Annotated in this window: 20 protein-coding genes; 8 read left to right on the top strand and 12 right to left on the bottom strand. The window is 62.8% G+C overall.

Annotated features, from left to right (window positions below):
• The coding region (locus ABZE94_RS09260) for a methyl-accepting chemotaxis protein (RefSeq protein WP_372875243.1) at window positions 1-1,822 on the bottom strand (1,822 nt) is incomplete at its 3' end.
• A gap of 143 nt (window positions 1,823-1,965) precedes the next feature.
• A complete protein-coding gene (locus tag ABZE94_RS09255; protein WP_372875242.1) occupies window positions 1,966-3,183 on the bottom strand; it encodes an OprD family porin in 1,218 nt (405 codons plus the stop codon).
• 280 nt (window positions 3,184-3,463) lie between these two features.
• Here ABZE94_RS09255 and ABZE94_RS09250 point away from each other — a divergent pair, with 280 nt between their 5' ends.
• From ABZE94_RS09250 to ABZE94_RS09230, 5 genes are all read left to right on the top strand, one after another.
• Window positions 3,464-4,408, top strand: coding sequence for a LysR family transcriptional regulator (locus tag ABZE94_RS09250; RefSeq protein ID WP_372875241.1), 945 nt, complete (start codon window positions 3,464-3,466; stop codon window positions 4,406-4,408).
• A gap of 371 nt (window positions 4,409-4,779) precedes the next feature.
• The gene (locus ABZE94_RS09245; RefSeq protein ID WP_372875240.1) at window positions 4,780-5,766 is read left to right on the top strand and encodes a TRAP transporter substrate-binding protein; all 987 of its coding nucleotides are present in this window, start codon (window positions 4,780-4,782) and stop codon (window positions 5,764-5,766) included.
• A gap of 96 nt (window positions 5,767-5,862) precedes the next feature.
• On the top strand, window positions 5,863-6,369 hold the full coding sequence (locus ABZE94_RS09240) for a TRAP transporter small permease (RefSeq protein WP_372875239.1): 507 nt from the start codon (window positions 5,863-5,865) through the stop codon (window positions 6,367-6,369).
• Window positions 6,370-6,430: 61 nt separating this feature from the next.
• Window positions 6,431-7,735, top strand: coding sequence for a TRAP transporter large permease (locus ABZE94_RS09235; protein WP_372875238.1), 1,305 nt, complete (start codon window positions 6,431-6,433; stop codon window positions 7,733-7,735).
• A gap of 336 nt (window positions 7,736-8,071) precedes the next feature.
• The gene (locus tag ABZE94_RS09230) at window positions 8,072-12,949 is read left to right on the top strand and encodes an NAD-glutamate dehydrogenase (protein WP_372875237.1); all 4,878 of its coding nucleotides are present in this window, start codon (window positions 8,072-8,074) and stop codon (window positions 12,947-12,949) included.
• 559 nt (window positions 12,950-13,508) lie between these two features.
• Here ABZE94_RS09230 and ABZE94_RS09225 read toward each other — a convergent pair.
• Both ABZE94_RS09225 and ABZE94_RS09220 read right to left on the bottom strand, forming a co-directional pair.
• On the bottom strand, window positions 13,509-15,098 hold the full coding sequence (locus ABZE94_RS09225; RefSeq protein ID WP_372875236.1) for an ABC-F family ATPase: 1,590 nt from the start codon (window positions 15,096-15,098) through the stop codon (window positions 13,509-13,511).
• A 119-nt stretch (window positions 15,099-15,217) separates the two neighbouring features.
• A complete protein-coding gene (locus ABZE94_RS09220; protein ID WP_372875235.1) occupies window positions 15,218-15,496 on the bottom strand; it encodes a peptidylprolyl isomerase in 279 nt (92 codons plus the stop codon).
• Window positions 15,497-15,644: 148 nt separating this feature from the next.
• Here ABZE94_RS09220 and ABZE94_RS09215 point away from each other — a divergent pair, with 148 nt between their 5' ends.
• On the top strand, window positions 15,645-16,853 hold the full coding sequence (locus tag ABZE94_RS09215) for a PilT/PilU family type 4a pilus ATPase (RefSeq protein ID WP_372875234.1): 1,209 nt from the start codon (window positions 15,645-15,647) through the stop codon (window positions 16,851-16,853).
• Window positions 16,854-16,864: 11 nt separating this feature from the next.
• Here ABZE94_RS09215 and ABZE94_RS09210 read toward each other — a convergent pair whose 3' ends face one another.
• The 8 genes from ABZE94_RS09210 to ABZE94_RS09175 all read right to left on the bottom strand — a co-directional run bounded on the left by ABZE94_RS09210 (window position 16,865) and on the right by ABZE94_RS09175 (window position 23,300).
• Complete coding sequence (locus ABZE94_RS09210; protein WP_372875233.1) at window positions 16,865-17,284, bottom strand: hypothetical protein; 420 nt, start codon at window positions 17,282-17,284, stop codon at window positions 16,865-16,867.
• Window positions 17,285-17,302: 18 nt separating this feature from the next.
• Window positions 17,303-17,767, bottom strand: a complete 465-nt coding sequence (locus ABZE94_RS09205) for a bleomycin resistance protein (RefSeq protein WP_372875232.1) — start codon at window positions 17,765-17,767, stop codon at window positions 17,303-17,305.
• A 21-nt stretch (window positions 17,768-17,788) separates the two neighbouring features.
• Complete coding sequence (locus ABZE94_RS09200) at window positions 17,789-18,103, bottom strand: cupin domain-containing protein (protein ID WP_372875231.1); 315 nt, start codon at window positions 18,101-18,103, stop codon at window positions 17,789-17,791.
• A 29-nt stretch (window positions 18,104-18,132) separates the two neighbouring features.
• Window positions 18,133-18,771: a glutathione S-transferase gene (locus tag ABZE94_RS09195; RefSeq protein ID WP_372875230.1), complete on the bottom strand. Its 639-nt coding sequence runs from the start codon at window positions 18,769-18,771 to the stop codon at window positions 18,133-18,135.
• Window positions 18,762-19,304 (bottom strand): DUF3291 domain-containing protein, encoded by a 543-nt coding sequence (locus ABZE94_RS09190; protein WP_372875229.1) that lies wholly within the window; start codon window positions 19,302-19,304, stop codon window positions 18,762-18,764. Before ABZE94_RS09190 ends, ABZE94_RS09195 begins: the two co-directional genes overlap by 10 nt.
• A gap of 58 nt (window positions 19,305-19,362) precedes the next feature.
• Window positions 19,363-20,214 carry a GNAT family N-acetyltransferase gene (locus ABZE94_RS09185; protein WP_372875228.1) on the bottom strand — a complete coding sequence of 284 codons (852 nt, stop codon included), beginning with the start codon at window positions 20,212-20,214 and terminating at the stop codon, window positions 19,363-19,365.
• Window positions 20,215-20,306: 92 nt separating this feature from the next.
• Window positions 20,307-22,262 carry an acetoacetate--CoA ligase gene (locus ABZE94_RS09180; protein WP_372875227.1) on the bottom strand — a complete coding sequence of 652 codons (1,956 nt, stop codon included), beginning with the start codon at window positions 22,260-22,262 and terminating at the stop codon, window positions 20,307-20,309.
• 108 nt (window positions 22,263-22,370) lie between these two features.
• Window positions 22,371-23,300, bottom strand: coding sequence for a LysR family transcriptional regulator (locus ABZE94_RS09175; protein WP_372875226.1), 930 nt, complete (start codon window positions 23,298-23,300; stop codon window positions 22,371-22,373).
• 125 nt (window positions 23,301-23,425) lie between these two features.
• On the opposite strand from ABZE94_RS09175, the gene ABZE94_RS09170 reads away from it, so the two are divergent.
• Together ABZE94_RS09170 and ABZE94_RS09165 are read left to right on the top strand one after the other, a co-directional pair.
• Window positions 23,426-24,124, top strand: coding sequence for a CoA transferase subunit A (locus ABZE94_RS09170; RefSeq protein WP_372875225.1), 699 nt, complete (start codon window positions 23,426-23,428; stop codon window positions 24,122-24,124).
• Between the two features lie 170 nt (window positions 24,125-24,294).
• A partial coding sequence (locus ABZE94_RS09165) for a CoA transferase subunit B (RefSeq protein ID WP_372875224.1) occupies window positions 24,295-24,932 on the top strand: 638 nt, incomplete at its 3' end.

Below are 24,932 nucleotides of genomic sequence, written 5' to 3'. Positions count from 1 at the left end.
GGGTGTGTTGATCCAGGTTCAGGCGCAGGCCCTTGGTCTCGCCGGTGTGGACGTTGATTTCCTCCATCTTTCCGGCGATGTCCTCGGTGCTGCTGGAAATTTCCTCGATGGCCACCACGACCTGATTCATCTCGCCGCTGAGTCGCTCCATCGATTGGGTGATCTGCTCGATGACGCCCGCCACCTGTCCGGTATGCCGCTCGCTTTCCGCGGCGAGGGACAACCCGCTGGTCATCAGCTCATCCATACTCTGCGTCTGTTGCTTGAACTCGCCGACGATGCGCGCGATGTCGGTGGTGGCCGAGACGGTTTTCTGCGCCAGTGAGCGCACCTCGTCGGCCACCACCGAGAAGCCACGTCCTGCATCGCCGGCACGGGCGGCCTCGATGGCGGCATTCAAGGCGAGCAGATTGGTCTGGTCCGCCAGGCTGTTGATCACATCGATGATGCCGGCCACCTTTTCGCTGGATTGAGTGAGCAGGGCGACCTGTGCATGGGTGGCCTGAATCAGTTGCGACAACCGGTCCATGCTCGCGACGCTGGCGTCGATGATGCTGCTGCCCATGCGGGCCGAGTCGTAGGCCGTGTGGGTGGCGTTGCCGACGTCGGAACTGCGTTGCGCCATCTCGTTGATGGTCGCCGATATCTGCTGCGAGGCCGAGGCGGCCTGTTCGGTCTGTATTTCGACCTGGCTGCTGTTTTCGCCGAGGCGGTGCATTGCCTCGCTGAGGTGGCTGTGCAGTTGGGCCAGTTCGCGGTTGGCGTCGATGACCTGGCTGACGATTCGGCCGATGCCCTGGATCATCCGGTTGGTCGTCTCGCTCAGCTGGTTGAACTCGTCCTTGGGGTTGCGGCCGACTGGCAGTGTGCCGGTGAGGTTGCCGGAGGCGACCTGAGTGAGGAGTTGGGTGACATTGTTCAGTTGCCTCATCAGGGTCCGCGAAGCCTGACTCAGGGTGAGCAGCAGGAACAGCGCGACGCCGACGAAGCTCAGACCCATGATCCAGTGCGAAGCGCGGCGGGCTTGTTGTGCTTGCAGGGCGGTGGAGGTGAGCAAGCCGTCTTTCAGCGTGAGGTTTTGCTCATCGATGCGTTGTTCGATCTGCCAACCCAGGCTGGCCAGCTGCGTGTCGATCTCGCGGATCTGCTGGATCAGTGCGTGCGCCTGGGCAAAGGCCTCGGCAAAGCCTGTGACCGCCTGCCCAATCTGGTTTTCTCGCCAGTCCAGTTCGTCGATTTTGGCCTGCATGTCGCCGATGGCCGCCTCGGTCTTGTCTGCGTAGCCGTTATCGAAGGTCGCCAGGTAGTCGCGTTGGTTGCTCAGGGCAGCGGCGATAAAGGGGCGAATCAGACCGATGGTGATCGGCTCCAGTTTCTCGGCGCTGTTCGCCAGGGCCTGGCGCTTGCCGGTGAAGGGGCTCAGGCCGAGTTGCTGGCTCAGCTCCAGCCATTGTCGTTGCAAGTCGGTTTCGGCCAGGATCAGCTGCTCTATTTGCCTGGCGCTCTCGGCGATCACGCTGTGCCCCAGGCCTTGGGCCTGGGCGACGAACTGTCCGGCGCGCTGTTCGAGCGCGTTCAGCCGCTGGGGGAAGGCGTCTTGGGTTTCGGGGGTGAGTGTTTGGCGCAGGGGCCCGAGTTTCAGCCAGTCGTTCATCAGCGCGAAGGAGGCGCCAGCGTAGGCCGTGGCTTCTGCGCGGGCTTGCAGAGAGGTACTCAATCGCTGGCTCGCCCAAAACGACGAGGCCGCCATCAGGCCCAGGCTGATCAGGGTAACGACGATCAATAGACGGAACTTCTGTTTCCAGGATAGGAAGAACTGCATGGATACTCCTCACCACCTTCGGGCATGAGTTACAGGCATCGGCCGGTGACTGGATAGCTTGAGCATCGAAAGCGCCAACGCCGCAGGCAGTTGGCGGAACAGGAGAAGGGCCGACGGTGCCTGACCGTCGGCCGTGCAGCGCTTTACCAGAGCGCCAAGCTATAGCTGAGGATCAGGCGGTTCTCGTTCAGGTCGTTGCCGAAGTTCGAGCGCACGGTCGCATTACGCCATTTGACGCCGAGGTTCTTCAGCGGGCCTTGCTGGACGACATACGCGATGTCGGTGTTGCGCTCCCATTCCTTGCCTCCGTTGCCGGCGCCAACCTGTACGTTGTCGCCGGAGACATAGCGGCTCATGAACGTCAGGCCGGGTACGCCAATTGAGGCGAAGTTATAGTCGTAGCGCGCCTGCCAGGAGCGTTCGTCGATATTGGCGAAGTCATTGATCTGGATGAAATTCACTAGGTAGGGGTCGCTGCTGGCGATGTAAGGAAATGGATCATCGCCGCTCATGCGCTGGTAGCCGGCGCCGAAGGCATGGCCGCCGAGGGTGTAAGTGAACATGGCGCCGAAGGCCTGGTTGTCGATGTCGCGGAAGTTGCCAGCTTCCTGGCTCTTGGAAAAGCGCAGGTCGGTCTTGAGCGCCTGGCCTTCGCCCAGTGGCTTGAGGTAAACCAAGGTGCTGTAGTACTGCTGGTAGATGTCTTGCAGATTGCCGTAGTGCAGGCCGGCGCTGAGCTCGGGGGTCAGTTTGTAATCGCCGCCAGCAAATTCGAACGAGTCGCTGCTGCCGCCGATGCGGTTGGCGCTCATCTCGCTGTAGTCGGTCGAATTGTTGGCCTTGATGCGATCGATCTTGCCGCCCTGCAGGGTGAGTTTGTCGATCTCTTGCACATTCAGCAGTGCGCCGCGGAACGATGCGGGGAGCAGGCGCGAGTCGTTCGACGAAACGATCGGGCTGCGAAAGGCCAGGGAGCCGACTCGCAGGGTGCTCTTGGATGCTCTGAATTTCGCCGTCAGGTCGAGCTTCGAGTACTCGTCCTGCGAGCCGCCGGAGCGGTCGGCCGGTAGCAGGCCGCTGCCCGCGGTGCCGTCAGAGGAGTCGAGCTTCAGACCGAGCATGCCAAGCGCATCGACGCCTATGCCTACCGTGCCTTCGGTGTAGCCAGACTCCAGGCGCAGGAGAAAACCCTGGGCCCATTCTTCCGCTTTGTCGCGTGCGTTGTGCTGGCGAAAATCACGGTTGAAGTAAAAGTTGCGTAGCTCGAGGGTGCCTTTGCTGTCGCTGATGAAATCGGCGCAGGCCAGAGCGGGAAGGCTGCTGGCGATCAGTAGGGCAGCTATACGTTTGTTCGGGGTCATCCGGAGTATCTCCTGGACGCCATGCACGCAGCGCAGAGGCGGCTGCTGGGCAGGACGCAGTTCTGTATTTGTTTTTATTGGGGATTGCTATACCGCCGGCGCATTCTTGGGAGAGGAAGGCGTAAGCGTCCAACGAGAAAAAACAGGGGCAGGCGATAAGAAAATCCAATACGCCATTCAGGGGGTAGGCACGCAATTGGCGTGCGGCCCGCTTCGCGTGCATCATTGCGTCTTGTTCTACCCGCAACAGAACTTCATTACGCAGAGGGTGCCATCGGCCATGAACCTGAGATTTCTCGAGACTTTTGTCTGGGTGGCGCGGCTGAAGAGCTTTCGTCTCACCGCAGAAAAGTTGTTCAGCACCCAGGCCTCTATTTCAAGTCGTATTGCCGCGCTGGAAGACGAGCTGGGGGTGCGCTTGTTTCTGCGTGATTCCAAAGGCGTTTCGCTGACGCCGGAAGGGCAGAAGGTGCTCGAGTACGCCGAGCGGATGATCGACACCATGCAGGCGTTGAAGCAGTCCATCAGCGATACCGGCAACATCCAGGGGCGCATCCGGGTGGGGGCGATGGACACGGTTATTCACACCTGGCTGAGCCCCTTCGTGACCAGGATCATGGAGCGCTACCCGGGGGTGGAAATCGAGCTGACGGCCGATACCGCGCGTAATCTCTGCGATCAGTTGCAGAAGGGCTATCTGGATATCATTTTGCAGACCGACATGGTCAACGGCGACAGTGTGCGCAATCTGGAACTGGCGAACTTCCCGGTGCAATGGATAGTGCCGACCGGCTCGTTGTATCACCGTGGCTATGCATCGATGGATGAATTGGCCAAAGAACGCATCATCACCTTCTCGAAGAATTCCCGCCCGCACCAGGACATCCTTAACCTGCTGCACGCTGGCAATGTCAGCGCGCCGCGGATCAGTTGCGTGAACTCCGTGGCGGCCATGACACGTTTAGTGCGTGACGGTTTCGGCATCGGCGCGTTACCGGCGGCCTTGGTCAGCGAAGAGCTGAAGCAGGGTGTGCTGACCATCCTCGATGACGTACCGCAACCGTCGCCACTTGGCATGGTCGCCACGTGGCGCACCGGCGCTGGCCTCGAGTTGAACGAAGACATAATAGCGCTCGCCTGTGAAGTACTCTGCGAGTACGGCGAGCAGATGGGCGAAGCCATGGTTGTGCTGACGATCCCTGCTGTGGAGCACCGGACGGACTGAGTCGCTTGTGCCGGCGTCGCCGCTACCGGCCGTGACGAGGCGTTCGCTGAGAGGACAAGCGAAGCACTGTTACGCGGATTTCTGCTCGGTGTCTCAGGGCGCTGTAGCCACTACTGCAATCCTCCCATCGACTTCGCAGTAAAAGGGAGGGCCACGGTAAAAGGGAGGGCACTGGATCATTGATCCGGTGCGCGGCAAATCGATGGTACGCGCGTTCTGCTCTTGCCTTGTTTCGTCTCATAACAATTTCTGATCATGCGTTCCCGGTTTTTCTAGTTGGACAGGCGTTGCCTATTCAACAAGACTCGGGGCGTTTTCCCTCAAGCGCCGGCACAGACCGTAGCGCCTACAACAATAACCTGGAGAAACTCATGAAAAGCACTTCGTTTCGCTGCGCACTATCGGCTCTGGCCTGCGCCTTGAGCATTGCTGCGTTGTCCACACAGGCCGCCGAGCGCTGGAACATGACGGTCGAACAGCCCGACGGCAACTTCATCACCACGGTGGCCAAGGACTTCTCCGAAGATGTCGAAACCGCCACCGCTGGCGAGTTGCAGATACGCATCCATGCCAACTCGGTGCTGTTCAAACGCCCCGAGGTCAAACGCGCGGTGCAGACCGGTCAGGTTCAGGTTGGCGACGTGCTGATGTCGGTATTGGGCAACGAAGACCCGATCTATGAAGTGGACAGCGTGCCATTCCTCGTGCGCAATTACAGTGATGCGCAGAAGCTCTGGGCGGTCAGTCGCCCCGCGGTGGAAGCACGTCTTGCCAAGCAGGGCATCAAACTGCTCTATGCCATGCCCTGGTCGCCGCAGAGTATCTACAGCAAGACCCCGATCAGTAGTATGGGTGACTTCAAGGGCATGAAATTTCGGGCCTACAATCCAGCGACCTCGCGCATGGCCGAGCTGATGGGGGCTATTCCGACGGTTATCCAAACCGGTGAAATCCCTCAGGCGTTCAGTACCGGCATGATCAGCGGCATGTTGACTTCGCCTACAACCGGCGTGGACTCGCAGGCCTGGGATTTCGTCAGCTACTACTATGATGTCAAAGCGTTCATTCCGAAGAACTTCGTAATCGTCAATGCGCGTGCCTTCAATCGTCTGCCGGAAACTTCGCAAAAGGCTGTGCTAGAGGCCGCTGCGCGTGCGGAAACGCGCGGTTGGGCGATCTCTCAGGAGGAGACCAGCAAGTTGGTGAAGACCCTCGCCGATCACGGAATGCAGGTCGCTGAAAGCGCGCCTGGGGCAGTCGAGGCCGGCTTCGAGACAATCGGTCAAACCATGGTCGATGAATGGCTGCACAAATCCGGCGCCGACGGTAAGGCGATCATCGACGCGTACAAGAACTGACCTCGTCGGCTCAAGTCGTCGGGGTTAACGAGCATTTGTGGATGCAGTGCGCGTTGAACCCCGGTATCTCTACCAGCGATCAGGGGAGTCTTGATCATGACGCCATTGCATAAGCTTTACACCCTATCTGGATGGCTGTCCGGTGTGTTTCTCGTCCTGATCTGCCTGTTGGTCGTCGTGCAGATCATCGCGCGTCAGCTGGGGACGATGGTGCCTTCGGCGGATGAGTTTGCTGCTTACTCCATGGCTGCCTCAGGCTTCCTGGGGTTGCCTTATGCCTTGCAGCGTGGGGCACACGTGCGCGTCGAAATGCTATGGAAGCTGTTACCGGTGCGTGGGCGTTTTTTTGCCGACCTACTGAGCACGTTTATCGGGCTGTCGATCGCCGCCTATCTGGCATGGTACTGCACCCTGTTCGTGATCGAGTCTTACGAGTTCAACGAAGTGTCGTCGGGCCTGCTGCCCATTCCAATGTGGCTACCGCAGCTGTCGATGCTGCTCGGCACCCTCATTTTGGTCATCGCGATGGCCGAGCGCTTGGTACTGGTATGCCTGGGGCGGCGTTTCGAGATCGCCGAGGTCAGCGTCGCGATGAGCGAATGAGCGCTATCCGAGACGTTCTTCTTTTCTGCGGTTATGTCCGCACCGCATCAGTGAGCTAGCCATGGAACACACAATAATTTCAGTCACTCTGTTAGTGGCGTTGTTTGCGCTGCTTGGTGGGGGAGTATGGGTCGCGCTGTCGCTGATCGGCGTCGGTATCATCGGTATGGAGCTGTTCGGCGGCGCGCCGGCGGGCTCTATTCTCGCTTCCACCAGTTGGGCTTCCAGTGCCAGCTGGACGCTGACGGCATTGCCGTTGTTCATCTGGATGGGCGAGATCCTATATCGCACACGGCTTTCGGAAGACATGTTCAATGGTCTGTCGCCGTGGATGCGTGGGCTACCGGGACGCCTGCTGCATGTCAATGTGGTCGGTTGCGGCATCTTTGCGGCGGTCAGTGGTTCGTCTGCGGCCACGGCGGCGACCATCGGCCGGATTTCCCTGCCGGAGCTGAAGTCTCGCGGCTATCCGGACAACATTGCCATGGGGTCGCTGGCGGGTGCCGGCACCTTGGGCCTGTTGATTCCGCCTTCGATCATGATGATCGTTTATGGCGTGGCTGCGCAGGTGTCCATCTCCCGACTGTTCATCGCCGGCATCCTACCGGGTCTGCTGTTGTTGGCGATTTTCAGTGGCTTTCTGATGCTCTGGGCGATGTTCAATCGCGACAAGCTGCCGGAAGAAACCGAAGCCCTGCCATTTATGCAGAAGCTGCGGGGTTCCAAGTTGCTGATTCCCGTGGTGCTGTTAATCATGGCAGTGATCGGCTCGATCTATGCCGGCTTTGCTACTGCGACTGAAGCGGCGGCGGTTGGGGTTATCGGTGCATTGCTGATTGCCTTGTGTTCCGGCTCACTGAGCCGCAAGACCTTCATGGCGAGTCTGATGGGCGCGGTTTGCACATCGTGCATGATCTTTTTCATTTTGCTGGGGGCCGCTTACCTGACGTCGGCCATGAGTTTCACCGGACTACCTTCGGCGCTGGCTGATTGGATCATCGCCAAGCAACTGTCGCCCTATTTACTGCTGTTGGCGTTGACCGTGTTGTTTATCGTCCTGGGCTGCTTTCTCGATGGTATTTCGATCATCCTGCTGACCACGGCGGTGGTGCTGCCTGCGGTGCAGGCGGCGGGTATCGACCTACTATGGTTTGGGATCTTCCTCATCCTGGTGGTCGAGATGGCGCAGATCACCCCGCCGGTGGGCTTCAATCTGTTCGTCATTCAAAACTTGACGGGGTATGACATGTGGACAGTAGCGAAGGCCAGCTTCCCCTTCTTCCTGCTGCTGGTGCTGGCGGCGATCCTGATCACTGCATTTCCGCAGATCGTTCTGCTGTTACCACAGGCGATGCGGGGCGCCTGAATTCGTCTTGGCTAAGGGGGCTGCGACGCCAATTGCCAGCGATCGAGCCGCCACTTGACGCTGCAGTTGGAGGAATGGCCCTCTTTGCATCGCATTTGCCTGCCGGGGGAGCAGCCTTGAAAGAAAATGTCGCAGCCTGGCAAGCGCTGCAAGCTGTTCCGTCGTTAAGCTCATGCGGCAAATGTGACCAGCGAGTCGTTGATGGCGCCATAACCAAGGGGCAAGCATTTTCAATGCAGCAATTGCCACGTGGACTAATGTTGTGGCGTAAGCGCAGGCCCCGCGACTTCCCTAAGCCTGCTAATCGAATCTCAAGCCAACCGGAGCATAATAAACATGGCGTTCTTTACGGCGGCCAGCAAAGCCGACTTCCAGCATCAACTGCAAGCGGCCCTGGCGCAGCACGTCAGTGAACAAGCATTGCCACAAGTCGCGCTGTTCGCCGAGCAATTTTTCGGCATCATCGCGCTTGACGAACTCACCGAGCGGCGGCTCTCCGACCTGGTCGGTTGCACCCTGTCATCCTGGCGTCTGTTGCAGCGCTTCGATCATGCCAAAACTGAAATTCGCGCCTTCAATCCCGATTACGAAAAGCACGGCTGGCAGTCCACCCATAGCGCAATAGAAGTCCTGCGCAGCGACATTCCGTTTCTGGTCGATTCGGCGCGCATGGAGCTGAATCGCCGCGGTTACAGCATCCACACCCTGCAGAACACCGTGTTCAGCGTGCGCCGCAACAAGCAGGGCGAGCTGCTGGAGATCCTGCCCAAGGGCACCCAGGGCAAGGACGTGCTGCAGGAAGCGCTGATGTTCCTGGAGATCGATCGCTGCGCCAGCGCCGGCGAGCTGCGCACCCTGGAAAAGGCCCTGCACGAGGTCTTCTCCGAAGTGCGTCTGGCCGTCGCCGATTTCCAGCCGATGAAGGCCAAGGCCCAGGAGCTGCTGGCCTGGCTGGACAAGGCCAAGCCAGGCCAGGCCGGACTCGGGGTCGAGGCCGCCGAGCTGGAAGAAATCAAGGTGTTCATGCGCTGGATGCTGGATGACCATTTCACCTTCCTCGGCTATGAAGAGTTCAGCGTGGTCGATGCGCCGGACGGCGGCACCATCGTCTACGACGAGCAGTCCCTGCTCGGCCTGTCCAAGCGCCTGCGTAGCGGGCTGAAGAGCGACGACCTGCATATCGACCCGGAGGCGCTCAGCTACCTGCGCGAACCGCTGCCGCTGTCCTTCGCCAAGGCCGCGGTGCCGAGCCGCGTGCACCGTCCGGCCTACCCGGACTTCGTCTCCATCCGTGAACTGGACAGCAAGGGCCGGGTGGTCAAGGAATGCCGCTTCATGGGCCTGTACACCTCGGCGGTGTATGCCGTGAGTGTGTGGAACATCCCCTATATTCGCCGCAAGGTGGCGGTGATCGAGGAGCGTGCCGGTTTCGACAGCAAGGCACACCTGGGCAAGGAACTGGCCCAGGTACTGGAAGTGCTGCCGCGCGACGACCTGTTCCAGACCCCGGTGGAAGACTTGTTCAACACCGCCATGGCCATCGTGCAGATCCAGGAGCGCAACAAGATTCGGGTGTTCCTGCGCCGCGATCCTTACGGCCGCTTCTGCTACTGCCTGGTCTATGTGCCGCGCGACGTCTACTCCACCGAGACCCGTCTGAAGATCCAGCAACTGCTGATGGAGCGCCTGCAGGCCGCCGATTGCGAGTTCTGGACCTTCTTCTCCGAATCGGTGCTGGCGCGGGTGCAGTTCATCCTGCGCGTCGACCCGAAGAACAAGGTGCAGATCGACCCGCTACGCCTGGAGAAGGAAGTGATCCAGGCCTGCCGTTCGTGGAAGGACGATTACGCCAGCATGATGGTGGAAAGCTTCGGCGAGGCCCAGGGCACCAATGTGCTGGCGGATTTTCCCGGCGGCTTTCCGGCCGGTTACCGCGAGCGGCACGCCCCGCATTCGGCGGTGGTCGACATGCAACACCTGCTCAGCCTGAGCAGCGAGCATCCGCTGGTGATGAGCTTCTACCAGCCGCTGACCCAGGTCGGCCAGCAGCTGCACTGCAAGCTGTACCATGCCGATACGCCGCTGCCGCTGTCGGACGTCTTGCCGATCCTGGAGAACCTCGGCCTGCGCGTGCTCGGCGAGTTCCCCTACCGCCTGCACCAGCAGAGCGGCCGCGAGTTCTGGATCCACGATTTCGCCTTCACCTACGCCGAAGGCCTGGATGTGGATATCCAGCAGCTCAACGACACCCTGCAGGATGCCTTCATCAATATCGTCGGCGGCAATGCCGAGAACGATGCCTTCAACCGTCTGGTGCTGACCGCGGCCATGCCCTGGCGTGAGGTGGCGTTGCTGCGTGCCTACGCGCGTTATTTGAAGCAGATCCGCATGGGCTTCGGCCTCAGCTATATCGCCAGTACTCTGGTCAACCACACCAACATCGCCAAAGAGCTGGTGCGGCTGTTCAGGACCCGCTTCTATCTGGCGCGCAAGCTTGGCGCCGAAGATCTGGAGAGCAAGCAACACAAGCTGGAGCAGGCCATCCTGGCTGCGCTGGACAACGTCCCGGTGCTCAACGAAGACCGCATCCTGCGGCGCTACCTGGACCTGATCAAGGCCACCCTGCGCACCAACTTCTATCAGACCGATGCCAGTGGCGCGGCGAAGTCCTACTTCAGTTTCAAACTCAATCCGCGGGCGATTCCGGATATTCCCAAGCCGACGCCCAAGTTCGAGGTATTCGTTTACTCGCCGCGCGTCGAAGGTGTGCACCTGCGTTTCGGCGACGTCGCTCGCGGCGGCCTGCGCTGGTCGGATCGTGAAGAAGACTTCCGCACCGAGGTGCTCGGTCTGGTCAAGGCGCAGCAGGTGAAGAACGCCGTGATCGTGCCAATGGGCGCCAAGGGCGGCTTCCTGCCGCGGCGCATGCCGCTAGGCGGCTCGCGTGACGAGATCATGGCCGAGGGCATCGCCTGCTACCGGATCTTCATCAGCGGCCTGCTCGACATCACCGACAACCTCAAGGAGGGCAAGGTGGTGCCGCCGGCCAACGTGGTGCGCCACGATGCGGACGACCCCTACCTGGTGGTCGCCGCCGACAAGGGCACCGCGACCTTCTCCGATATCGCCAACGGCATCGCCGCCGATTACGATTTCTGGCTGGGCGATGCCTTCGCTTCCGGCGGTTCGGCCGGCTACGACCACAAGGGCATGGGCATTACCGCCAAGGGCGCCTGGGTCTCGGTGCAGCGCCACTTCCGCGAGCGCGGCATCGACGTGCAGAAGGATCCCGTCACGGTGATCGGCATCGGCGACATGGCCGGTGACGTATTCGGCAACGGCATGCTGCTGTCGGAGACGCTGCAACTGGTCGCCGCCTTCAACCACCTGCACATCTTCATCGATCCCAACCCGGATGCGGCCAAGAGCTTCGTCGAGCGCAAGCGCCTGTTTGACCTGCCACGCTCGAGCTGGTCGGATTACGACACTTCGCTGATTTCCGCCGGCGGTGGGCTCTTCCTGCGCAGCGCCAAGAGCATTCCCATCAGTAGCGAAATGAAAGAGCGGTTCGATATCAGTGCCGACAAGCTGGCGCCTAACGAGCTGCTCAACGCCTTGCTCAAGGCCCCGGTCGATCTGGTCTGGAACGGCGGCATCGGCACTTACGTCAAGTCGAGCAAGGAAAGCCACGCCGATGTCGGCGACAAGGCCAACGATGCGTTGCGCGTCGACGGCCGCGAGCTGCGGGCGAAAGTCGTCGGCGAGGGCGGCAACCTCGGCATGACCCAGTTGGGCCGCGTCGAATACGGCCTCAGCGGCGGGGCGAGCTATACCGACTTCATCGATAACGCCGCCGGGGTGGATTGCTCCGACCATGAAGTAAACATCAAGATCCTGCTCAACGAGATCGTCACGGCCGGCGACATGACCGGCAAGCAGCGCAACAAGCTGCTGGTCGAGATGACCGATGCGGTGGGTGGCCTGGTGCTGGGCAACAACTACAAGCAGACCCAGGCGCTGTCGCTGGCCGAACGCCGCGCGCGCGAGCGTCAGGGCGAGTACAAACGGGTAATGGCGGGGCTGGAGGCGGCGGGCAAGCTGGATCGCGCCCTGGAATTCCTGCCCTCGGACGACGAGCTCAACGAGCGTGCCGCCAAAGGCCAGGGCCTGACCCGTCCCGAGCTGTCGGTACTGATCTCCTACAGCAAGATCGACCTGAAGGAGTCGCTGCTCAAATCCCAGGTGCCGGACGATGAGTACCTGGCCCGCGAGATGGAGACCGCCTTCCCGCCGTTGCTGGCGAAGAAGTTCGGCGAGCAGATGCGTCGCCATCGCCTCAAGCGCGAAATCATCAGCACGCAGATCGCCAACGACCTGATCAACCACATGGGCATCACCTTCGTGCAGCGCCTGAAGGAATCCACCGGCATGAGCTCGGCCAACGTCGCCAGGGCCTATGTGGTCGTGCGCGATGTGTTCCGTCTGCCGCACTGGTGGCAGCAGATCGAGGCGCTGGACTACCAGGTGCCGGCCGAGCTGCAACTGCAGATGATGGACGAACTGATGCGCCTGGGTCGCCGGGCCACCCGCTGGTTCCTGCGTAACCGGCGCAATGAGCTGGATGCCGCGCACGACGTCGCGCATTTCGCGCCGCGTATCGAAGCACTGACCATGGGCCTCGACGAACTGCTCGAAGGCCCGGCCCGTGAGCAGTGGCTGGCGCGTTTCCAGGCCTATACGGAGGCCGGTGTGCCTGAGGTGCTGGCGCGCATGGTGGCCGGCACCAGCCATCTGTATACCCTATTGCCGATCATCGAAGCCTCGGATGTCACCGCCCAGGAGCCGGACAAGGTGGCCGAGTCCTACTTCGCGGTTGGCGGCTCGCTGGGGCTATCCTGGTACCTGCAGCAGATCACCAGCCTGACGGTGGAAAACAACTGGCAGGCCCTGGCCCGGGAAGCCTTTCGCGACGACCTGGACTGGCAGCAGCGGGCGATTACCGTTTCGGTGCTGCAGATGATCGAAGGGCCGGAGAAGATCGAGGAGCGGGTGGCGGTCTGGCTGGAGCAGCATAGTCTGTTGGTCGATCGCTGGAAATTCATGCTCGCCGAGTTGCGTGCGGCGACAGGTACCGATTACGCCATGTATGCGGTCGCCAGCCGTGAACTGATGGACCTGGCACAAAGCACCCAGCCCGGCGTCTGCATGCTCTGAGACGCGCCTGAGCTGAACCCGAGCCCCGCCTAGTGCGGGGCTTTTTGTTGGTGCGCTGATCTGGGGGGCGATCCGTAGGCTCTGCCCGCGGCAGGCAGTGCACCATTGGTTCAGCGCCTCCCTGTAGAAGCGGGTTTATCCGCGAACTTAGTGGCTGGGCGGCCTCTGCCAGGTGAGTGTCCGTTGCCTCTGTGTTCGCGTAGCCGAATAAGCGCCAGCGCAATCCGCGGGCGCTCTCCCGGATTGCACCGCGTCCCGCGGTTTATCCGGGCTACCCAAGGAGATTGGCACGCCGCTGATCACGACCGACGGAAGCATCGCAGCGCGGCCGGGTATGGCCAGCCGGCTGCCTGAGGTTATTTTCGCTTGCAGCAGGTGAGCGGGGGGGCTGTGCCCGCCGCTTCGCCAGAGTGCTGTCGTGCACCCCGCCTTGCGGAGCCAGGGGTTGCCTGTCCTGTCGGCTGATACAAGGCGGAGTGCGGTCTATAAAACAACAGTTAAACAGCTTGCGACTCAACGGCTCAGGCTGTCTGGATCAGGCGATCAGGCGATCAGGCGATCAGGCGATCAGGCCCTGGCTGCGCAGGTAGTCGTCGTAGCTGCCGCTGAAGTCGACTACGCCGCTGGCGGAGAGTTCGATGATGCGCGTGGCCAGGGAACCGACGAACTCGCGGTCATGGCTGACGAAGATTAGCGTGCCCGGGTAGTTCTCCAGCGCCAGGTTGAGCGCCTCGATGGATTCCATGTCGAGGTGGTTGGTCGGTTCGTCCATCACCAGCACGTTGGGCTTTTGCAGGATCAGCTTGCCGAACAGCATGCGGCCCTGTTCGCCACCGGAAATCACCTTCACCGACTTGAGGATCTCGTCGTTGGAGAACAGCATGCGGCCGAGGGTGCCGCGTACCAGCTGCTCGCCGCCCTGGGTCCAGCGACCCATCCAGTCGAACAGGTTGCTCTCGTCTTCGAAGTCGGAGGCGTGATCCTGGGCGTAGTAGCCCAGCTCGGCGCTTTCGGTCCATTTGACCGTACCGGCATCCGGGTACAGTTCGCCGACCAGGGTGCGCAGCAGGGTGGTCTTGCCGATGCCGTTGGGGCCGATGATGGCCACGCGCTCGCCGGCCTCGACGGTGAAGCTGAAGTTTTCGAACAGCGGCTTGCCGTCGAAGCCCTTGGCCATGCTGTCGACGATCACGGCCTGGCGGTGCAGCTTCTTGTTTTGCTCGAAGCGGATGAACGGGCTGATCCGGCTCGACGGCTTGACCTCGGCCAGCTGGATCTTGTCGATCTGCTTGGCGCGCGAGGTGGCCTGCTTGGCTTTCGAGGCGTTGGCCGAGAAGCGGCTGACGAAGGACTGCAGCTCGTTGATCTGGGCCTTCTTCTTGGCGTTGTCCGACAGCAGTTGCTCGCGCGACTGGGTGGCCGCGGTCATGTACTCGTCGTAGTTGCCCGGGAACAGGCGCAGTTCGCAGTAATCCAGATCCGCCATGTGGGTGCACACACTGTTGAGGAAGTGGCGGTCGTGGGAAATGATGATCATGGTGCTGTTGCGCTGGGTCAGGATGTTTTCCAGCCAGCGGATGGTGTTGATGTCCAGGTGGTTGGTCGGCTCGTCGAGCAGCAACACTTCCGGATCCGAGAACAGCGCCTGGGCCAGCAGCACGCGCAGCTTCCAACCGGGGGCGACTTCGCTCATCGGGCCGAAATGCTGGGCCAGCGGAATGCCCAGGCCCATCAGCAGCTCGCCAGCGCGGGATTCGGCGGTGTAGCCGTCCATTTCGGCAAAATCGGTTTCCAGCTCGGCCACGGCCATGCCGTCGGCCTCGCTCATTTCCGGCAGCGAATAGATGCGGTCGCGCTCGGCTTTGACTGCCCAGAGTTCTTCATGACCCATGATCACGGTATCGATCACGCTGAACTCTTCGTAGGCGAACTGATCCTGGCGCAGTTTGCCCAGGCGCACGTTCGGCTCCAGCATCACCTGACCACCACTCGGCTCCAGGTCGTCGCCGAGAATTTTCATGAAGGTCGACTTGCCGCAGCCGTTCGCCCCGATCAGGCCGTAGCGGTTGCCGCCGCCGAACTTGACGGAAACGTTCTCGAACAGGGGTTTGGCCCCGAATTGCATGGTGATGTTGGCGGTGGAGATCACAAATCGTTGTCCAGAAAGCGAGCGCGGGAGCGCGAAAGGGGCAAGATTGTACAGCTTTCTGGCTCGGCAAGGCAGTCGGGAGGACGGATGGGATGGATTTGCCGGGTTATCTGCCGGCATCAGTCGCGATAGAACACCTGCACCAGGTGATAGCCGAACTGGCTCTTCACCGGGCCATGCACCTCGCGCAGGGGTTTGTTGAAGATGACCTGATCGATTGCCCGCACCATCTGCCCGGGGCGCACCTCGCCCAGATCGCCGCCACGCTTGCCGGACGGGCAGGTGGAGTGCTTGCGTGCCAGCATATCGAAGGCTTCGCCGGCGGCGATGCGCTTCTTCAATGCGGCGGCTTCTGCTTCGGTTTTCACCAGAATGTGGCGGGCCATTGCCTTTGCCATGATGGGGTCCTCATTTTTACCGGGTGCGTATTGTGCCAGTATTCGTTGCGCCAGCAGAATGACGCCACTTTTAAGACTTTCCGATTCGCCAGGGTTAGGGTTGAATCCTGGCCTAAGGTATTAAATCCACTCGACGGAAGCGCTGTTCATGGATATCCACTCAATGCTGAAAATCCTGGCCAGCCAGGATGGTTCCGATCTGTACCTGTCCACCGGTGCGCCACCGTGCGCCAAGTTCAATGGCGTACTCAAGGCGCTGAGCCAGGAGCCCTTGAAACCCGGTGAGGTGGCCGCCATCGCCGACGCGGTGATGGACGTCGCGCAGCGCGAGGAGTTCGAGCGCGAGCTGGAGATGAACCTGGCGATTTCCCTGGCCGGCGTTGGCCGCTTTCGCATCAATATCTTCAAGCAGCGCAACGAGGTGTCCATAGTCGCGCGCAACATCAAGCTGGACATCCCCAAGTTCGAAGACCTGAAGCTGCCCGAGGTGTTGCTCGGTACCGTGATGGAGAAACGCGGCCTGGTGCTCTTCGTCGGCGGCACCGGCTCGGGCAAGTCCACCTCCCTGGCGGCGCTGATCGACTACCGCAACCGCAATGCAGGCGGCCATATCATCACCATCGAAGACCCGGTCGAGTACGTGCACCGGCACAAGAAATCGATCATCAACCAGCGCGAGGTCGGCGTGGACACCCGCAGCTTCCACGCGGCGCTGAAGAACACCCTGCGTCAGGCGCCGGACGTGATCCTGATCGGCGAGATCCGCGACCGCGAGACCATGGAGCACGCCCTGGCGTTCGCCGACACCGGCCACCTGGCGATTTCCACCCTGCATGCCAACAACGCCAACCAGGCGCTGGACCGCATCATCAACTTCTTCCCGGAAGACCGCCGTCCGCAGCTGCTCAACGACCTGGGCAACAACCTCAAGGCCTTCGTCTCCCAGCGCCTGGTCAAGACCACCGACGGCAAGCGTCGCGCCGCCGTGGAAGTGCTGCTCGGCACGCCGACCATCCGCGACCTGATCAAGCGCAACGAGTTCTCCGAGATCAAGGAGACCATGGAGAAGTCGAAGAACCTGGGCATGCAGACCTTCGACATGGCGTTGATCGACCTGGTCCACGAGGGCGCCATCAGCGAGGACGAGGCGGTGAAGAACGCCGACTCGGCGAACAACGTGCGCCTCAAGCTCAAGCTGCACCGGGAAAACCCGGCCAACCAGCCAGCCGCCGCGGCAGCCGATACGCCGGTCAAGGCGCCGGAGCCGGCGGCCGCGCCCAGCTGGGGCATGGAGCTGACCCTGGAAGACATTGCCGAAGACCCGGAGCCGGAAGACCCGGGCCGCATGGGGGCGTAAACGCTGGGGGCTCAGCTCCAGTGGAGCAGCAGCCCCAGCGTATACAGAGCCGTGCTCAGCAGGATGGCGCGGCGTGGCACGCTGAACCAGTAGCGCCAGGCCAGCCCCAGGTAGCCCAGCAACAGCAGTTGCCCGAGCAGCAGCAGAAACGGCGACTGGCCGAGCACGGCGCCGTGCACCAGTGCCAGGTAGCCGTAGAGGGCGCCGAACAGCAGGGCGCCGAAGCTGTGGCTGGCGTTGAAGCCAATCCAGGCCTGCCACATGCTGGTTTCGCGGCTGATCCGCGGTGAGACGGCCTGCATCCGGCCGCGTAGCGACTCATCGCGTGGGGCCAGCTTGTCTCCCCGGAAGGTGAAGAGCAGATGCAGCAGGCCAAGCAGCCCAATGATTGCGGCGCTGGCGGTTATTAGCCAGGTGCTGATGATGGACAAGCGGATGCCTCCTTTGCGCTAGGGACGGACGCCGCCGGTATCGGCCAGCGCCTCGCTGCAAGTCTTGCCGCGGGCGGGACGTTCGCCGAGGTACTGGAAGAACCTGAACAGATAGCCGTCGAGGTCGGCGACGAAGAACTCGCGCTGTCCGTGCTCGCAGTCTTCGACCCGGTACCAGGACTCGCCGACCGGGCTGCTCAGGGCGATGCCCGCCGCCTCCAGGCGGGCGAGCAGCTGGTCCAGTGCGGCGACTTCAACCTGAAAGTGCAGACCCTTGCCCTTGGGGCCGGGCTGATCCAGTCCGCAGCTGACCGCTCCGGGCGCCTGCAGCAGCATCAGTTGCGCGCCTTCGCGCTCGAAGTAGCCGAAGCGGTCCTCGGCGCGCTCGAAGCGCAGCTGGAAGCCGAAGACCTCGCGGTAGAAGGCCTTGGCGGCCGGATAGTCCACGACCAGCAGTTCGGGGACCAGTGCGTTCCATTGCATGGGATCTCTCCTGGGCCGGGCTCAAGCGCCGGGCTTGAACCAGAATTCGATTTCGTCGGTGTCCTCGGCGAACTCGGCGGCATGCTCGACGCCGGCCGGCACGTGGTACCACTGGCCGACACCGTATACGCGGGTCGAGCCCTGGGTGGTCAGGATCAGCGCGCCGCGGGTGATCACCCCGTAGTTGTCGGTGTCATGGGCATGGGCTGGGATGCTGGTGCCGGCCGGATAGGAGGCGAACAGCACATCGCTGCCGCTGGCCTCGAGCTTGTAGGCGTCGAAGCGGCCATCGAACAGCGGGAGGGTCTTGATCTTGTCGGGGTACTGGCCTGCCATGGTGCTGCTCCTTGCTGGTGGTGGGGACTTCAGTCGCCGGCCGGGTAGGTGCCCAGTCCATGGGGCGCCGCGGCGAATTCCGGCAAGGCTTCGGCGCTGGCGGAGAATTGCTGCAGGGCCGGAAATTGCGCGGCCGGGACCAGGTCCGGCAGCATCGCCTGGGTGAAACGCCAGGCGACCGCGGTGCTGATCCCCGCCTGGTCGATGCTGTGGCGCTCGTACGCCAGGGGCGCGCGGATCAGTTCGGCCTCCAAGGCCGCGTAGGCCTGCAGCAGCTGCTCGGTCACCCGCTCCAGCCAGGGCTGGTGCTGTTTGTCCGCCGGGCGCAGGTTGCGCTCGTAGACCACCTGCACGCTCTTCTCGCAGGCCGCCAGGGCCAGGCCGATGATGCGCAGCGCCTGTTGGCGCTCGCCGATGCCGCTGGGCATCAAGGATCTGTCGGGGCCGGCCAGGTGCTCGGCGAGGTCGAGGATAAGGGTCGAATCCATCAGCACGCTGCCGTCGGCGCACACCAGCGACGGGGCCTTGACCACCGGGTTGATCTGGCTGAACTGGGCGTAGCTGCTGAACACCGAGAGGGCGCGGTGTTCGAAGGGCAGCCCGAGCCGCTGCAGCGAGATGGCGACGCGGCGGACATAGGGCGAATCGAGCATTCCGATCAGTTGCATGGGCTCTCCTTGGCAGTGATCAGGTGGTTGTCTATTGGGCGGCGAGGCAGGCGCTCAGGCCTGCGTCTCGGGAATGGTCGCACGCTGCTGCGGTGGCGGGAACGGCGCGGCGAAGCTGAAGGCCTGCGCCGACGGGCTCTGGGCTCTGGGCCCGCAGGCGCGCCAGGGTCTGCTTGGCCTCGTCGAGGTCGGGCCGATGCCCACCAGAGGGCCAGGATGGGCGCGTCGGGCCTCTCGAACCAGTGCTTCTTGTTGCGCAGCAGGCCCAGGTGCTCGCCGCTGTAGACGAAGGTCTTCAGCGCCTCGAGCGAGTCCCAGACGGACAGGTTGACGATGATCCGTTCGTCCTCGTCGGGCTGCAGGGCGGTGGCGTCGCCCGCATCGGTCTGCAGGCGCCAGACGAAGCCGGCACTGGCCTCGGCCAGCTGGTTGACATGATCGAGTTGCTCGACGAAGCCCTGCATCGGCGGCGAGTCGAGCGGGGCCAGGGCCTTGGCGAGATTGACCTGGGCGAGGTGGTAGCTGCGCTGCATCTGTTCATCCCTGACGTGATAGTGCGAGTTGCATTTGCCGGCCGACAGTCTCCGCGGTCTAGCCGAGTTCGAAGCTGGTGACGCCGAATACCCGCTCGATCGGCAGTTCCGGGCGGGTGCCCAGGTACATGCGGGCCGTCTCGAAGCATACCGTCATGCCGTGTCGCTGGGCCATATCGACCGCCGCGGCGTTCGCCGCCGGGGCATCCAGAAAAATATCCGCACCTGCGGGGGCGCGTGCTTTCAACGCGAGGAACAAGCGCTCCGCCAGTTCGGCCGTGTCGGCGAACAGCGGGCCTATCTTGAATCCGTTGCGGCACCTGCGCAGCACGGCGTAGCCGGCCAGTTCGCCCGCCTGGAGGATGCCGAGCGCAATACCCTCGGGCTGGTCGATCCAGCTGCGCAGAAACGCGCTGCGATCGGCGGGAAACAGCGGCCGGTCGTAGGCGATCAGGTCGGCAAAGGGTAGGGTGGCCAGGGGCACTATCTGCGCATCGGCTGCAACCTCCCCACCCGCGCGCCCCTGGTAGCGCGCGTTGGCATGGGCGAGGATGAACCCGGATTTCATGTATCTGCTCTGCTGCTCCACCACACCGTCCAGGCCGATGCTGCAGCCGCGAAGGTAGGCCAGGCCGGCATTCCAGATCTGCTTGCCATAGCCCTGGCCCCGGTATCCGGGTTTGACGATGTAGCAGCCGAGGAAGCCGAAGTGATCGTCGTACTTCACCACCGAAATGACCGCGATGGGCTCATCGCTCAGCAGGCCGATGAGGAATCCATTGGGGTCGGCCGCATAGAAACAGTCCGCATCATGCAGGCCCGGGTTCCAGCCTTCGGCGGCGGCCCAGTCGATGGCGATATCGACTTCGGCGCGGGTCATGGTTCTGATCTTGTATTCGGGACTGTGCACGGTCTTTGTCCATTGGCCAAGGGCGCGGCACGCGCCGCGCGCAAGTTGTCTGGTGTTCGACGCCAGGCGATCTCGCCGGCGCTGTCGATCGCTCAGCGCTGCAGTTCCGGCAGGTCCTTGTACAGCTCCAGCGCCTCGGGGTTGGCCAGGGCGTCGGTGTTCTTCACCGGCTGGCCGTGCACCACCTTGCGCACCGCCAGTTCGACGATCTTGCCGCTGATGGTGCGGGGGATATCGGCCACGGCGATGATCTTGGCCGGCACATGGCGCGGCGTGGTGTTGGCGCGGATCACCTGGCGGATGCGCGCCTGCAGTTCGTCGGTGAGCGCCACGCCTTCGCGCAGGCGGACGAACAGCACCACGCGCACGTCGTCGTCCCAGTCCTGGCCGATGGCGATGGATTCCAGCACCTCCTCGACCTTTTCCACCTGGCGGTAGATCTCGGCGGTGCCGATGCGCACGCCGCCGGGGTTGAGCACGGCGTCGGAGCGGCCGTGGATCACCAGGCCGCCGTGCACGGTTTCCTCGGCATAGTCGCCGTGGGCCCAGACGCCGGGGAAGGACTCGAAGTAGGCGGCCCTGAACTTCTCGTCGTCGGGATCGTTCCAGAAGCCCACCGGCATCGAGGGAAAATGTTTGACGCAGACCAGTTCGCCTTTCTCGCCGATCACCGCCTGGCCGGCCTCGTTCCACACCTGCACGTCCATGCCCAGGCCCTTGCACTGCAGCTCGCCGCGCCACACCGGCAGCACCGGGTTGCCCAGGACGAAGCAGGAGACGATGTCGGTGCCGCCGGAGATCGACGACAGGCACAGCTGCGCCTTGATCTCGCGGTAGACGTACTCGAAGCTCTCGTGGGCCAGCGGCGAGCCGGTCGACAGGATGGTCTTCAGGCGCTCCAGCTTGTGGCTGCTGCCGGGCCGGGCGCCGGCCTTCTCCAGGGCGGCGAGGTACTTGGCGCTGGTGCCGAAGATGCTGATGGACTCGCTGTCGATCAGGTCGATCAGGCGCTCGGGGCCTGGGTGGAAGGGCGAGCCGTCGTACAGCACCAGGGTCGCGCCCAGGGCCAACCCGGAAACCAGCCAGTTCCACATCATCCAGCCGCAGGTGGTGTAGTAGAACAGCGTGTCGCTGTCGTGCAGGTCGGTGTGCAGGCCCAGCTCCTTGACGTGCTGCAGCAGGGTGCCGCCGACGCCATGGACGATGCACTTGGGCACGCCGGTGGTGCCGCTGGAATAGAGGATGTACAGCGGCTGCTCGAAGGGCACCGCGGTGAATTGCGGCTCGCCGCCGGCCTGGTAGAAATCGCTCCACAAGGCGACTTCGGCGGCGGTGGTAAAGTCCTCGGCCTTGGCCTGGGGCCGCGAGTAGGGCACCACCACCAGCTGCTCGAGCGAGGGCAGGCGTTCGAGAATCTCGTTGAGCTTGTCGGTCAGGTCGAGGTTCTTGCCGGCGTAGCGGTAGCCGGCGGCGGCGATCAGCACCCTGGGTTCGATCTGGCCGAAGCGGTCGATCACCCCCTGGGTACCGAAGTCCGGCGAGCAGCTCGACCAGGTGGCGCCCAGGCTGGTCGTGGCGAGCATGCCGACCACGGTCTGCCAGGTGTTGGGCATGCAGGCGGAGACGCGGTCGCCGACACCGACCCCGGCAGCCTTGAGGCTCTGTTGCAGGCCGGCGACATGGGCAGCCAGCTCGGCATAGCTGAGCTGCTCGCGCGAGCCGTCCTCGCCGATGGCGACCAGGGCCGGGTGGTCGTCGCGGCGGCGCAGCAGGTGCTCGGCGAAGTTGAGGTCGGCGCCGGGGAACCAGCGGGCGCTGGGCATGCGCAGGCCTTCCTCGAGTACGGCATGGGGCTGCTCGGCAAAGCGAATCGCGAAAAAGTCGACGATGGCCTGCCAGAAAGCCTCGCGCGCCGCCACGCTCCAGGCGTGCAGGGCCGGGTAGTCGGTCAGTTCGAGGCCGTGGCGCTGGTTGACGAAGCGGCGAAAGGCGTCCAGTCGGGTGGCGGCCACGCGCTCTGGGGACGGGGTCCAAAGGGCTTGATTCATCTGTCCTCCCAGCGCCGCTGAATAATCGGCAGCCGCAGGCCACGGGCGGTTGCATGAGGCGCCATTACATAATGGCACGCAGTCGGCGGCGTTGCCTGGCGGGCGCCGTCAGTTGCCGTCCGACGCTGTTTCGACCAGCGGAAGATTCAGGCTGTTCCAGTCCGTGACGTGCAGCAGCACATCGCTGAGGGCCTGGGCCGCGCTCGACAACTCGTGCCCGGCCAGGCGCAGCAGGCCGACGCGGCGTTCCACCCGCGGTTCGGAGAGGACGATGCAACGGGCGCCCAGTTCCTCCATCTGCTGGATGCACAGGCTCGGCACCGCGCTCACGCCGAGGCCCTGGGCGACCATGCGGCCGACGGTCACCAGCTGGTGGCTCTCAAAGGCCACCGGCAGTTTGCCATGCTGAGCCGCGATGCTTTCCTCCAAGAGCAGGCGCACCGCCGAGGGGCGTTGCAGGGTGATAAAGCTCTCCTGCAGCAGCGCCGCCCAGCTCAGCTCGGAGCGCTCGGCCAGTGCGCAGTCGGCCGGTACCACCGCGACGAAGCGGTCGGTGTAGAAGGGGATGAACTCCAGGCCGTCGAGCGACTGCGGTTCGAAGGCGATGCCCAGTTCGACCCGGCGGTTGCGCAGCATCTCCAGCACCTGTTCATTGATGACGTCATGCACCGCCACATTGACCTTCGGATGCCGCGTACGAAACGCCTTGAGCGCCACCGGCAGCAGGGTGCCGGCGAAGGAGGGCATGGCGGCGATGGCAACCTTGCCCAGTTGCAGGGTGAAGTGCTGGCGCAGCAACTCCTCGGTGTTGTCCCAATCGGCCAGCAGGCGCCGGGCGATCGGCAGCAGGAGTTCGCCTTCGGGGGTCAGGCTGACACTGCGGGTGGTCCGCACCAGCAAAGGGCCGCCGAGGGATTCTTCCAGGTTCTTGATTGCCAGGCTCAGCGCCGGCTGCGACAGATGCAGGCGCGCGCAAGCCTGGACGAAGCTCAGGCTCTGGGCCACGGCGAGGAAGGCGCGCAATTGCTTGACGGTCATTGGTTTGTAATTCTGATTAATGGCTTAGAAAAACAAACTTAACAAATCAATCGTAGGGGGTGAAGCTCTCACTTGCTTTCTGGCGGCACGGCTGCCAAATCGATAACTACAAGAGGCGCAGCGATATGAGTGGACTCGACAAGCGGGTAGGCAGTTACGCAGAGGCCCTGGCCGGCCTGGCCGACAACATGACCGTGCTGGCCGGCGGCTTCGGCCTGTGCGGCATCCCGGAGAACCTGATTGGCGAAATCCGCCGCCTCGGCGTGCGTGGCCTGACCGTGGTCTCGAACAACTGCGGGGTCGATGGTTTCGGCCTCGGCGTGCTGCTCGAAGACCGCCAGATCCGCAAGATGATCGCCTCCTACGTAGGCGAGAACGCCCTGTTCGAGCGGCAGTTGCTCAATGGCGAACTGGAGGTCGAACTCACTCCGCAAGGCACCCTGGCGGAGAAGCTGCGCGCCGGTGGCGCCGGTATCCCGGCCTTCTTCACCGCCACCGGCTACGGCACCCCGGTCGCCGAAGGCAAGGAAGCGCGCGAATTCAATGGTCGCCATTACATCCTCGAGCCGGCCATCACCGGCGACTTCGCCATCGTCAAAGGCTGGAAGGCCGACCACTTCGGCAACGTGATCTATCGCCACACCGCGCAGAACTTCAACCCGCTGGTGGCCACCGCCGGGCGCATCACCGTGGTCGAGGTGGAGGAAATCGTCGAACCCGGCGAGCTCGACCCGGCACACATCCACACCCCAGGCATCTACGTCGATCGCATCATTCAGGGCAGTTTCGAGAAGCGGATCGAGAAGCGCACCCTGCGCGCCTGAGAACCTATCAGGATCGGCTGCGCGTCGGCCCGGCTGTGTTGAAATCGGACTCTGACTGCTCATTTAGCACGCGTAAATTCCGCGCCCTCGTCCGATTTCGCCTTGCCGGCCTCTAGCTCGCTCGAGCCTGACCCGGTTCTTCCACCACTGAATAAATTGAGGAAGTACAAATGGCACTTACCCGCGAACAGATGGCTCAGCGTGTGGCGCGCGAACTGAAAGACGGTTACTACGTGAACCTGGGCATCGGCATCCCGACCCTGGTGGCCAATTACGTGCCGGCAGGCATCGACGTGATGCTGCAATCGGAAAACGGCCTGCTCGGCATGGGCGCGTTTCCGACCGAGGATGAGCTGGACGCCGACATGATCAATGCCGGCAAGCAGACAGTGACCGCGCGTAAGGGGGCATCGATCTTCTCCTCGGCCGAATCCTTCGCGATGATCCGCGGTGGCCACGTCGATCTCACCGTGCTCGGTGCCTTCGAAGTGGATGCCAACGGCAACATCGCCTCCTGGATGATCCCCGGCAAATTGATCAAGGGCATGGGCGGCGCCATGGACCTGGTGGCCGGCGCCGACAACATCATCGTGACCATGACCCACGCCTCCAAGGATGGCGAGTCCAAGCTGCTCAAGCACTGCAGCCTGCCGCTCACCGGCTGCGGCTGCATCCGCAAGGTGCTCACCGACCTGGCCTACCTGGAAATCGACAACGGCCATTTCATCCTGCGTGAACGCGCCCCGGGCGTGAGCATCGAGGAGATCGTCAGCAAGACCGCCGGGCCGTTGATCGTGCCGGACGATGT

It is taken from the genome of Pseudomonas sp. (assembly GCF_041601375.1).
Lineage (GTDB): Bacteria > Pseudomonadota > Gammaproteobacteria > Pseudomonadales > Pseudomonadaceae > Aquipseudomonas.
The sequence above is the reverse complement of the archived record's forward strand: the minus strand, read 5'-3'. Positions and strand labels throughout refer to the sequence as shown.